Origin of the sequence: Teredinibacter purpureus (assembly GCF_014217335.1) — a bacterium.
GTDB classification, from domain to species: Bacteria; Pseudomonadota; Gammaproteobacteria; order Pseudomonadales; family Cellvibrionaceae; genus Teredinibacter; species Teredinibacter purpureus.
The window spans coordinates 130,848-143,072 of record NZ_CP060093.1 but is presented as its reverse complement, the minus strand read 5'-3'; the positions used below and the strand labels follow the sequence as shown (position 1 = coordinate 143,072).

Here is a 12,225-nt window from a genome sequence, read left to right as displayed (position 1 = left end):
TCTCCCTTCTTGCGCGTATCTTCTCACGTCGTTTAGCTGAAACCCGTGTTCGAATCTAAGCATTTAAGAATCTCAATTGATGGTGAACTAGATGTGCTTAATAGGCAAAACATACGTCGGTTGTTACTCAATGTCTAAAACTATTGTTTAAAAAGTCAAGATTGTCTGATATTCGCGCATTCAAACAAATCGTGAAGTGTAGGCTCCGTGTAAATCTGCGTGGTTAGTATTTTTGTGTGGCCAAGAAAGGCTTGAACGACGCGAATATCGTGTTTTTCAAGAAACAACATATGCCTAGCCCGTGTGTGCCTGATTGTATGAAGGGTTGAGGAGCTAAAGTTAATTGCTGTTTTCGTCACTTCTGTTGAATACTGGCCTTTCATGCGGTTTTCGGCTCGTTTAAATAAGGTTTTAATCCATTCGTCGGCCGATCGTTCGGTTATTGGAGGTAGAGCCTCAACTAGCTCTCCCGCGGAATTTCTTATAAATGGTTTATAGGGTGGAAACAACGGTAACACGTCATAATCTATGTGTGAGTTTGAGTTAGGAGTTCGAGGTAACTCTGGGAGGCCGTGAAAGGCCCGATATTTTTTTAGTGCAGATAGAAGCTCGTGGTGCACTGGGATTTCACGCTTTTTAGCTCCTTTTCCGTATATAACTAACTTCCAACAATTAAACCTTTGGTCGAACTTAAATGCCTTATGGCTATGAGTGCGAGCTTCCTCGCTTCTGAGGCCCGCATAGTAAAGCAGCTTAATTACAAATTCTGCCCTGTAGTATTTCATGTTTTGTGCAGAGCTTTTACGAGGCATCGCGTCTATTGTTTCTAAAAGGCACTTCCACTGAGTTTCACTTAACCCTTCGGGTATCTCGGCCGGTCTACACGGGTAATTGTCTGATGAATTTACGGAGCGTAAGTCAGCCTTCGCAGCCTTGGATGCCATAACGCTAGGACGGAACTCACCCGAAATAGAAGCGGTTGGATCTCCCCGAAGATAGCCTTGCTTAACTAAAAACGAGAAAAAGCTCTTTAGGATAGAGGAAGCGTTTTGTATTGTATTGACCGATGGCTTAGTGCCAAAGCGGCTATTAGAATTTATTGAAGGTCGTTTTTTGAAAGGACGCCATTCCGGGTCATAAATCTTGGTGTTTCCTCCGCTATTGCCACACCATGAAACTGGCGGGGCGATACAAAAACTAAGATAGGACTCGATATCTGTGGGTGTGACAGACTTAATGCCTTGCTTTTTTGCGTGGTAGAGCCACAAATAGAACCTAAAGAGCTCTCTAGCGTACCGTCTTTCCGTTGATGGTGAGCCGCTTTTTCTTTGTAGAAAGGAGTTATACGCATCCCTATCATTATTGGGTGTCCAGGGTAGTTCATTGCTACCTGAATTAGATGAGTCTCCAGCCGGCTGTATCTTTAGCTCTGTCGCTAGTTGGGTTTTGAGTTCGCTATTCCAGCCCACCATACTTTTCAAACACGCTTCTCCCCACGCTCGTAATTAGAACCCAAATGGGTCTATGTGTTGTTGGCTCCATAGTTTGGCCGCTTTGGCCAATGTATGGTGTCAAATCACGGCCAAACTATGGTGTTCAGAACATTCAGTACACTTTGCGGCCATTACATGGCGCTAACCGCCACCTAAGGCGAGTGGTCGCGCATAAGATGTAAATGATAGCAAAACTACTGAATCACATCAATAAACCCGCTGTTAAGTACCATTAACAGCGGGTAAATTACTTATTACCCATTTATAGTATGGAAAACATACCAGTATATTCATACCGTGTATTATACTTGTTGAATAAGTAGAGGCCTAGCCGGCAAAGCTGCTGCGGACATATAAAAAAGGTCGATAATTGTGTGCCCACTGATAACTACGTTGCCGGGGGGATCATAATCTGACTAGGAATGCTAGTGGGAGCCCACTAGGGCAAGATAAAAATATATTGGATCGGGAGAGGGTGCGATGTTTGAATTTGATGAGGTGGAGGGCGTTGTTCAAGCTCTACGCGAGATGGCAATGGCCGTTCCGTGGTGGTTTTGGGCAATCCCTGTATTGCTATTGATAGTATGGGTTACCTCCAAGCCTGTGAAGCATGCATGGAGAATACGAAAAGCCTCGTGGGTATTACGTGTTCTTTGCGAAATAGGGTTAAGCAAGGGGCCGGGGGCCCAGTTTGGTTTTCTGAGATCCCGAGCTGTCGACCCCTATACCTTTGAGGAGGCTATTTTAACGGCACTACAGGAACGAGGCGTCAAAATTAGACGTAATAGTCGATATACCGGTGATGGCGGGATTGATGGTCAGGCATGGATCAATGGGCGGCGGGTTTTAATACAGGCAAAGCTTTATAAGGGCCATATTAACCCTGCGCATGTAGAGGAGTTTGTCATTCTTTGTAAGAAAAATAAATCTTTAGGGCTCTTTGTTCACTCAGGAAAAACAGGGCCTGCCAGCAGACGTAATTCGTCCGAGTCCATCGATATAGTTAGTGGAGACCGCCTTTTAAAGCTTTTGTCTAAAGACCGTATGCAATTGCTCCCAAAGAGTTTGAAGTTTGATCTGTAATAGCTAACAAAATTAAGAGACCCATATGAAAGCCACCGAAGATTCCATTTTTTCAGCATGCGACCAATATATAGCTACTAAACACCGTCATCCAACTGCGGATGAACTAGTGAAAGAAGTTGGCGGAGGGAAAAAAGAAGTATTAGCTCTCCTTAATAAATGGAAAGCTATGCGTTATCTCCAGGAGCACGGGCTGAACGTGCCTGTGCGTTGGATTTCTCTACTATCCGATTTTTTTAAGTCTATCAATGAAGACGTAGACGCGGAGCGGTCCAAGGCAAAAGAGGAAGCGATTCTTCCGATTAAGCAGCTTTCAAATGAGCTGAGCCAAGAGAAAGCATGTCATAACGAAACCGCGACCAAGCTTGGAGAGGCGCGGGCCGAAGTGGAGGTGCTCACCTCACTAGCTTCAGATCTTAATAGCACCATAGGTGCCCTTAAGCAGCAGATAGAAGATTTAGGGGATCAGAAAACGCAACTAAATGCCGAAATCTCCGAAAAATCCTTGCAAGTACGCCTTCAAATAGATCAGATTAATGACCTAAAGAAAGAGAATGAAAAGACGATCGGTCGATACGAAGTCCGCTTATCTGAACAGAAAGATGAATTGCGAGATTTGTTAGAAGTTGGCAAGAAAAGTGATGCTGTCAATGCAGAACTTAAAGAAGAATTAAAAGATGCTCTTGCAGCTGAAAAGGAAAAATATGGTCGCTTATATCGTGAATGTGAAGAGCTTCGTGAAAGCGTGTCTGTTACCCGAAAGAAGAATGAGCAGTTAGAGTTTCACAGGGGCGAGCAGGAAAAACTACTGCAAGACAAAACAAAGCTTGCTGATCGCGTACCTTTGCTCGAGCAGAAAATTGAAAGCCTTGAGGCGCTTATTGTCAAAGAGAGAAGCGCGGCAGAGAAGGGTGTCAATGATCAAATGAAACAAATGGCCGATCAGATCAAAATGTTGACTGAAGGCATAGCTAAGAAATTAGAGGATAAAAATGAGCGAATTGAAAATGAAAGCGACAAGTCAAATTGACTTTCCTGAGTCTTTGCTTGAGGAACTTGTCTCTGCGAAACGAATATTTCTATCAGTATCTCCCGTGATTCTCTATTCTGAAATAGTATCGTCCCTCGACGAGTATATGGCGAACCGAGGGACGCCTTTAGAAATAATCTCATTCGAGAATTTAGAAAAGTTGGAAGGTATAAATGATCTCCCCGCGCTCATAGCATGCGGTGATATATCGTTGAAGCAACTGCCTTCATATGTGAGAGGTTTGGTCACAGAAAAGAATAAGCTTCATCTGGCGAAAGTCATATCTACGACTCCTTGGTTAGCACTTCGTGTTTCATCTCCAATGTCTGCAACGTCTTTTGATTTTGAGTTCCTATCTAGCGAAACCCTTCCACCTGAGGGAATTGATCTCTGTGATGTTTCATGGACCGGCACAAATGAAATGAAAATGCGATTCGAAAATGCTGTTTATTGTAGCGAAAATACTGCTGTCAAAAGAAGTTATCCTGTGGATAGAGATAGTGACAATCTAGAATTTATCGAATAGGTTTCATCATGAATAAAACTGTATTGATATTTGTAATGTCCATTTCTTGCCTAGTAGTGCCAGCGTACGCGGAGGAGCATAAAGATAGTGATAGTAAATATCCTGCGCCAGTTACACTTGAGACGCTATCCGAAAACGAAAAAAAAGACCCTAGTAAAGTCGGAGAGGCACTGGCAAATACATTTCTTCAGATGATGGAGGTGAAAACCTACTCAGATGAAGATTTGCAGCGGTCTAGTCGGGTCCTTACCATGATGACCTGTATTCAATTCAATAGAAAAGAACAGTTAGATTCAAACGATCCAAATAATTCTATCTGGAGAGTTACTGCAGAGTGGCTTTCACCTGATGAAATTAAAAAACATGAGGTTCTTGAAATAACCGCAATTAATCGTGATTTAGCCTCTGGTTATGCCCTTTGCTCTTTGTGGGAATCAAAGCATATCCCTATTAACCGCTTTACTGGATTTAGTGTCGACCGGATTCAGCCGCCAAATAAAGGCGATAACGAAATACCACAATGAATAATCCTTATTTATATCCGATGCCTGTTAGATAGTGCGAAAATTTAGGAACTATAAACTATGAAAACGTTGATTTTATTTGGGTTATTTTTTGCAAATAACGTATTTGCTGGCCCCTTAGAATGTGGAAGTCACCTGGAATATGGTGTTCCTCATAAATCCGATCAGCTCATATGTCGAGACGGCTATGCGGTAGGATTTAATTACAAAACAAAGTCGCCGGGATGGGTATCATATAACCTGACTAGAGACTCCGTTGCCACAAATGTGGTAGAGCGACGCCCGCTTTTTTCCGAAGATCGTGATATTCCAGAGCAATATAGGGCGATACTTCAAGACTACAAAGGAAGTGGATATGATCGGGGCCAACTAGCTCCGGCTAGCTCTCTCGATTATTCCTATGATGCGATGAAAGAGTCTTTCTTGTTGTCGAATGTTGTTCCCCAATTGTCAGGGTTGAATAGATATTCAGCGGGCCATTATGGCGCATGGGCAGCACTAGAAGAGTTCGTTAGAAGTTGGGCAATAGAGCGTGGTGATATTCATGTTATTTCAGGCCCAGTGTACATCAGCGCCAAAGCGGCAACTTCATTCATCGGACGCGGGGTAAGGGTTCCATCGCACTTTTTTAAGATCGTATATGATGCAGAGTACAAAAGTGTAATAGCATTCTTGGTGCCTCATATTGCTAATACGGCAAGTCGACTATCCACGTATATTACGAATGTAGACTGTATTGAGCATGTTACAGGCTTTGACTTTTTGTCTGGGCTTGACTCTAAGATTGAGGACGATATAGAGAATGGTAGAGCTTATGACTTTAAACACTGGGTAATGAGAGACAACAAAAATGAACCTGGGACTTGTACAGACGCCATAAACAAACTGAAAGCTCGCTCATTTTGAACTTTGCATTTTCTGTAAGGGTGAGCCGTGAAGCGCCTTCGTTAAAAGGAGGGTCAGCAGTTCACCGAGACCATATCAATAACGGAGATGCCAATCTTGGCTGAGCCAGAGTTCGATATAGGCGAGTGGCGTCAATTCAATAACGCATATTGGCAAGCCGACCCTTATCTATTTTCAACGGAAATAGACTCTCTATCAATCTGTAATAGTTTTATAGAAAGTCATGTTAATAAAATCGAGACGCCATTCAGATTAATAGATTCCTACCGCTCATATTTGATTCAATCTATTAAAGATGTTGACTATCAGGTAAATGCGTTGCTGAAGGGGCGCAACCAGTTTGAGCAACAGATAACGTACTCGATTGATTCGTCTATCACTAAAGCCCAACCTTGGCGATTTACTTGTTATCTTCAAAAATATATCAACAGCCAAATGAGTGAAGAGATAATTCACAGTATTGACCCTTGTCGTGTCTGGCCTATTGTTGAATCCATGTTGGAGCAGGCTTTTGAAAATGGCGCGTTATTTAGAATTGAGAAGTATATTAAAGTCGCCCACGTGCTGATGGATATTTCATTTGATATTGGGTGGGACTCGATTTACTCGAAGGCATCATCCTTGAAGCATATTGAGGGTTTGACAACGAATCCTGAAAGAGCTGCAACTCTTCGTGAGATTTCTCTTTTTATTGGTAGAAACTTTTGGAGTCGAAACTTCTTCGAAGCGGCCGAACAGATTATCTATATAGGGTTTCCGGATATTCCCCACGTGGTTGGGAATATAGAAAAAGGTGAGTTAGAGAGGATTTTGACAAAAATGAATTCGAAGGAGGCTGTTCAAACGCTATTTAGCGCACAGATGGCTCATTCGAGTAAGAGCACTAGTTGCAACCAAATTGTAGAAGGGGCCTTGCGAATCATCGGAGGTCGAAGAACTGTGTAAATTGCATCATATTAAATGCGTTTCTGCAGATACGAGCAACTTATCATTGATATTTGAGAGTGTAACACCGAACCTTATACTGGTGATTAAAAACTAAGGGGATTTCATTATGGCAGAAGTAGTTGAGCACCAAGACTCTAAAAAAGATTCGATAGATATTAGAAATAAAGCAATAAAAAGCTACGAAGAAGCATACCGATCTGCCCTAGAGCTACGCAATAGTTTTTCTAAAAAATCCGGCTATGTTCGAGAAAAGCAGCCTGATGAGAAAGCGTTTCATAAGGCTAAGGAATCCTTTGGCGAGTTCAGGCCGTTCAATCGCGATGTCATGGAGAAGAACACGAACAACGGTCAGGGGGCTGATGTCGTACTTCCTAACGGACAAAAGATCCACCTAGAGAATCAGGCGCAACTCTACGATAAGATCGTTGCGTTCAATAAAGAGCGAGGTGAGTTCTATGACGAAAGCCATATTTCAGCTACAAATAAAAGCGATTATCAGCGTTTAGTCACCGTCAATACTGATTTAGATAAGGCCCGAGAAGATGTCCTTGGATCTTTTGAAAAGCGAGCATATGCATTTAAACGATTATCTGCGGTAGAGGACTCACTACGATCGGAAATGTTTAAAACCCCAAAGCCGGATGAGCTAAAGAATAGCAAGGCTAAAGTTTCTGAATCAATAGAAAATAAACCACTAGTTGAGTCGGCAGTATCTGAACGTAAAACCGAAATTGCAAATCCAGACCCTGACCCGGCTCCTAACCCCACAGCAATAAAACTGGATATTGAGGACGGCACTAGAGTCGCAATTGCGGATCTGGTTTACCAGGATTCAATACCCATTGATTGGGCCAAAACCCAAAATGAAACCGCCATTTCTCACATGCGACACACCATTGCCTTATCTTTTTTGCAAGAAGATCGCTTTAGCGTAGAGCGAGATCATTTTTATAATGAAATTCATAAGCGTTCAGGAAAGCAAATTGAAACTAGCGAAGAAGCGGCTAATTATCTATCTACAGTACTCGATTCCAAGGAAAGCGCATCGATTTTGCGTGATGCGGCACCTGGAGCTCTCACAGCTACAAATGAGTATATCAACAACGTTGATATAGATAGATCACTTCAAGATGCGGGCTACCCGACCAATCGAGTCACTCCTGGTTTCCGCGATGATATGATGGTTGTTCAGGCTTTTTCCAGTCGCATAGGGGGGGAGGAGGGCGAAAGAAGCTTCTTGGCGACATTAAAGGATCAGAAGGATAACTACTTAAAGGCGTTGGGAGACCCTAAGGTCGGATTGGCTATTTCCGGCACTATGCTTGGGATAGGTATTGTCGCTGGTAGTGGGCCTGCCGCGCTCGCTTTTGGAGGGGCAAAACTGGCGATACAGTTCACCAACCATCTTTTAGATACGGAGAAGGGGAGAGAATTTCAAAAAGCTGTCTATGGGACGGCGACTAAATTCTTAGAAAGTGTAGGGGTTAAGCCTGAGGTCATACAGGGTGTGACAGATTCGATTAAGGATCTTTGGGAGAAAACAACCGGTAATCGTTGGGCAAAACTTGCGATGATGGGAGCTGCGGCAGCAGCATTTGTAACATTCGGGCCATCAGCATCTGAGTTGCACGCGGTTGCAGCCCCAGGGGTAGCAGATATTGCAAATCAATTACCCGACGCATCAACTAGTATCGAGAGCGTTGCCACGGTAGACACTTTTGAACCCGGGAGTCATACCGGGGAGTCGATACAAACGGGACCTTCAACTGAACCGTCAGTTGATTTACCGCCGGTTGTGGATCTTTACCAAATTAAGTCCGGCGATACCCTCTGGGATATCGCCAAAGATTCATATATGTCTCAGCATGCAGGGCAGTCTCCAAATGATATTCAGTTGATAAATATGGTCAACGAAATAGCAAGCCACAACAATATCGACAATCCAAACTTGATCAGTTCTGGGGCAACACTTGAAATACCTCAGGGATCTACGCCTTCACCTGAAGTGGTTAGTGGCCCCACTGAATGGCTTAAGGAAAGCGGTCCGGCGGTATCCAATCGCCTGGATGGTATGAGCGATCGACTTAAGGATTGGAAACCCGAAGGGCATGACGAAGGGCATGACGCAGAGCCCGCTCCATTACCACGAGGGTCAATGAGAGTTTGATTTTCCGATGCACTTTGCATCGGTTATAAATAATTAGTGATGGGCAATAAGATGAGTAATCAGCTTCAGGCGGAAGTATTACACACATTAATGGAGTCGAATGATCTCGAGACTCGGTTGGTATATGCGGAAGAACCTGGTATTGATAGTGATGTTGTTGAATTAGGAGAGTGGGCGTATGTTGAGGTACGCCCGGATACTATGAATGTTTGGCTCATGGACCAAAATTTGAAGTTTAAGCTCGCCCACCAGCTCGATTCTTATCAGGCTGTTATTGATGTATTTCATTCACCAGATTCTTTTTGTCTCTAGCGGGACAAGTCCGCTGGCACTTCTATTACCCCATCTGAAATTCCTTGTGCAAGAGACTCCAGCAGCTTTGCATACCTATAAAACCCAGGAAACTGAAGGGTAAGATAGTCCATTTGTGGCGCAGTAGTGCTATCCATCAACATCTTGAAGGCTTCCATATAGTCGTAGACTGTAACGAGTAACTGCTCGTCACCAACGGACGTGGCCGGGAACTTATTCACATGGTCATCAATAAGTTGTGCAAGATGTCTTTGCTCTGCAGTAAGGTTCATCGCAGACATTACATTACTCCTCGCTGTTAATTTAGAAAACAAAGCTCAATTAAACATATTACCGCAGATTCGGCATATTTTACCGTAACTAGAGGATCAACAGTCTCAGCTCCCGCATAAAGTTGCCGGACTTCCGGTATTTTATCTGTTCCGAGAAAAAGCAATATATTTCTATTTATAACTTGCCTTTCTGGAAGTATATTTCCATTATTGTACTTTCTGGGCGCTATGTTGGTGCTCGCATAAACGTAAATACACAAGGTGTGGTGGATTTGGATGGCAAGAAGAAAGTCTGAGGCGCCACCTAGGAACGATTTTGAGGTTCCAATGGTGATAAAGGAGCTCGATTCTAAGTACTTGGCTAATCGCTGGTCGAAAACCGAGCGCAGAATTGATCAGCTGCGCGAATCTCCTAAGCAGCTCCATATTGATGCTATTTCTGGCATCCCAAGTAGGCGGAAGCGGACAGCGGTCTATGAGCAAGCGGACATTGATATTGCGTTTGAGTTCGAAACGACAATGACTGAAAAGCGAATAAGCCCGGAGTTCTTGGCGGAACGATGGGACCTAACAGTTCGTCGAATCAACCAAATACGAAAAAGCCCCGAACTTATGCATCTAGATGCGATGAGAGGGATACCCAAGTATCGAAAGCGCACCGAATCCAGCGAAGAGGGGATATGAGCATTGAAAATATTTTTGAAGAAAGTTTTGTATGCAATATTTGGGTTGTTCTTACTGCTCATAGCAATAGGGATCATTGGAAGCTACAGCACGGATTGGGCGGCTATTGTTTTAGTTGTTGGGTTTCCCGCGGTATTGATTATCGTGTTTAAATCTAAGCTTGGCGCAAAAACACCTCAAGCAGAGGACGAAGAGATCTCGCATACATCTGTGACGGTATCTGTTGCACAGACCCAATACACAATTCCTCAAAGAAATAAATCAAAGTGCCGATTTCTATCAAAAGGAGAGTCCATAGTTATTCATGGCCATGACATTGAAGGATTGGTTTATGTCGGTTCAACCTCTGGGCCTATGGAAGAGCCGGCCGTAATTAATCCAAAGCTGGTAGTCCAGAAAGCGAAGGTCACCGATCCCCTTGGATATTGGCCGGGTTATTCCTCAATTTCACCCACACAGCGTTTTAGATACTTAGAGTGGTTGTCTGGAGATCGGGGGAACAATGAGACTCTTGGAGAGGAAATGGGATATGTTTTTCTCTATTTTTACGGGTTTGAACGGTATGTACTTCGAGATGCCAAAAACGACTCAGACAAAGATCAAAACTTACATGACGTTGTTGTTGAAATAAAACGTCTGAGAGGGCTTTTCGCTGGCAATCGCAGCTTCGATAGTTACTCAAACCAACTATTAGACACGATCTATATTCTATTCTGGCCCGATCGCATCAACGAACGAAAAGTGGCCTTTCCTCCAACTAATCCACTTGCTGCAAAATATGCGATCGCAAAAGTGGGAAACAACTCGGAGTCTGGCCCTCTTGACGCCGATTGGGCTCTGCACTGGCTTCTTGGGTATGGTCCTGTAAGCCGAACGAAGACAGTTCGCGAGCACTACCCAATTTTACGCTCATTATTCAGGGCAGTTTACGATACGGCTACAAAAGGCGGCGTGACGGTTCCGTCATGCAAAACTAAGCTGAGCCTGACGATAACTCCGGCGTCAAATGAGCTTCATGATGTTGCGGAACTTCCGGTACCGGCCGAGTGGTGTGACCCAACGGGATTGAAGAGACCGATGACGGCCTTGGTTGCCATCTATGAGGAAGTTATTCCGTCATTGCGATTACTAGCAAAGTCCGTTGCTAAAAAAGATACAGCAGGAATACTGGCCGCATGGCCTCCGGGAATTCCAACTGACTCGGTTCCCAAACTCAAAAAGCTGGTTCAAAGCATTACCGCTTTCTTTGAAAAGCACAACATGCCTGAATTGGGAGCAATCGCATCCCTTATGGGCATTGAACTTAACGATAAAGCAACAAAATCGCAATTGAAGCAAATCGCGTCAGCACTTGAAACCTGCGGGTTTAGTATGGCGCCTGATCCATTGATCAATTCAGTGACCCTAAAGTATGCCGATAGAGTGGCTGTGTACAAGTCTTCACGTATTGAATCTCTTTCACCTGAAGGCCTTTGGGTTGCTCTTTGTGTTCAGTTGGGGAGTTTACTTGCTATGGCTGATGGTGAGGTTCATACACGTGAAAAAGCCATATTAGTTAAGGTTATCAATGCGCATCCAAACGCCTCTGAAAGAATCTATCTTATTAATTACTTAGAGTGGCGGTTAAGCCACCCGCCAAGTACGGCTGGACTTAAAAAACAAATCGATCAATTAAGTGATGCTCAGCGCGATGAACTTGCGAAAACCCTCATAAGTTTGGCTTTGGCTGATGATCATCTTTCTAAATCCGAAATAAAACAACTTGAAAAACTCTTTAGTCAGCTCGGTCTAGAGCCAGAGCTAGTGAGTGGCATGCTTCACTCATCTTCCTCTAGTAGCGTGAATAATATCGCTCAAATATCAGCCCCAACAGTAAATGAAAAGGCGCCACCTGCAGGTGTTGTACTTGATGAGGCTGCGCTAAAGGCACATAGCGAATCCACACAGGAAATTCAAAGCGTACTAAGCAAGATATTTGTTGAAGAGGAAGACCAAGATAGCGATACCGAAGTATTGGGCAAACAGTCGAATGATGGTAATGGTCATTGGTATGGAAAATTGCTAGATCACAAACACCAAGCCTTGATGGCCTGGCTATTAACCAGTGATGAGTGGCCAATGAGCACTGTTAAGACTAAATGCCAAGAATTAGAGCTCCTATCAGATGGGGCCCTTGAAACAATAAATAACGCTGCCTTCGATGCTTTAGGGGATGGCTTATTAGAGATTGGAGAAACTGTCGAGATTTATCACGACGTTTTACCAGCCTAAATTTACGGG

General features: G+C 43.7%; 12 protein-coding genes. 10 read left to right on the top strand and 2 right to left on the bottom strand.

The features are described from left to right. Window positions 1-155 precede the first annotated feature (155 nt). Window positions 156-1,472, bottom strand: coding sequence for a tyrosine-type recombinase/integrase (locus H5647_RS21480; protein ID WP_045861745.1), 1,317 nt, complete (start codon window positions 1,470-1,472; stop codon window positions 156-158). 501 nt (window positions 1,473-1,973) lie between these two features. On the opposite strand from H5647_RS21480, the gene H5647_RS21475 reads away from it, so the two are divergent. The 8 genes from H5647_RS21475 to H5647_RS21440 all read left to right on the top strand — a co-directional run bounded on the left by H5647_RS21475 (window position 1,974) and on the right by H5647_RS21440 (window position 8,989). After that, the gene (locus H5647_RS21475) at window positions 1,974-2,576 is read left to right on the top strand and encodes a restriction endonuclease (RefSeq protein WP_052692302.1); all 603 of its coding nucleotides are present in this window, start codon (window positions 1,974-1,976) and stop codon (window positions 2,574-2,576) included. A 25-nt stretch (window positions 2,577-2,601) separates the two neighbouring features. Further along, on the top strand, window positions 2,602-3,606 hold the full coding sequence (locus H5647_RS21470) for a coiled-coil domain-containing protein (protein ID WP_045861744.1): 1,005 nt from the start codon (window positions 2,602-2,604) through the stop codon (window positions 3,604-3,606). Then, window positions 3,569-4,132, top strand: a complete 564-nt coding sequence (locus tag H5647_RS21465) for a hypothetical protein (RefSeq protein WP_045861743.1) — start codon at window positions 3,569-3,571, stop codon at window positions 4,130-4,132. Before H5647_RS21470 ends, H5647_RS21465 begins: the two co-directional genes overlap by 38 nt. An 8-nt stretch (window positions 4,133-4,140) precedes the next feature. Then, window positions 4,141-4,656, top strand: coding sequence for a hypothetical protein (locus H5647_RS21460; protein WP_045861742.1), 516 nt, complete (start codon window positions 4,141-4,143; stop codon window positions 4,654-4,656). A 60-nt stretch (window positions 4,657-4,716) separates the two neighbouring features. Further along, window positions 4,717-5,562 (top strand): DNA/RNA non-specific endonuclease, encoded by an 846-nt coding sequence (locus tag H5647_RS21455; protein WP_052692301.1) that lies wholly within the window; start codon window positions 4,717-4,719, stop codon window positions 5,560-5,562. A gap of 96 nt (window positions 5,563-5,658) precedes the next feature. Next, a complete protein-coding gene (locus tag H5647_RS21450; RefSeq protein ID WP_162926472.1) occupies window positions 5,659-6,507 on the top strand; it encodes a hypothetical protein in 849 nt (282 codons plus the stop codon). Window positions 6,508-6,616: 109 nt separating this feature from the next. Continuing rightward, a complete protein-coding gene (locus H5647_RS21445) occupies window positions 6,617-8,677 on the top strand; it encodes a LysM peptidoglycan-binding domain-containing protein (RefSeq protein WP_045861740.1) in 2,061 nt (686 codons plus the stop codon). A 51-nt stretch (window positions 8,678-8,728) separates the two neighbouring features. Further along, window positions 8,729-8,989, top strand: coding sequence for a hypothetical protein (locus tag H5647_RS21440; RefSeq protein WP_045861739.1), 261 nt, complete (start codon window positions 8,729-8,731; stop codon window positions 8,987-8,989). Here the strand turns inward: H5647_RS21440 and H5647_RS21435 are convergent. Then, window positions 8,986-9,270 (bottom strand): hypothetical protein, encoded by a 285-nt coding sequence (locus H5647_RS21435; protein WP_045861738.1) that lies wholly within the window; start codon window positions 9,268-9,270, stop codon window positions 8,986-8,988. The two genes, H5647_RS21440 and H5647_RS21435, sit on opposite strands and share 4 nt — an antisense overlap. Window positions 9,271-9,537: 267 nt before the next feature. Between H5647_RS21435 and H5647_RS21430 the strand changes: the two genes are divergently transcribed. After that, a complete protein-coding gene (locus H5647_RS21430) occupies window positions 9,538-9,945 on the top strand; it encodes a hypothetical protein (protein WP_045861737.1) in 408 nt (135 codons plus the stop codon). A gap of 3 nt (window positions 9,946-9,948) precedes the next feature. Next, window positions 9,949-12,216, top strand: a complete 2,268-nt coding sequence (locus tag H5647_RS21425; protein ID WP_045861736.1) for a TerB N-terminal domain-containing protein — start codon at window positions 9,949-9,951, stop codon at window positions 12,214-12,216. The last annotated feature ends 9 nt before the right edge of the window (window positions 12,217-12,225 follow it).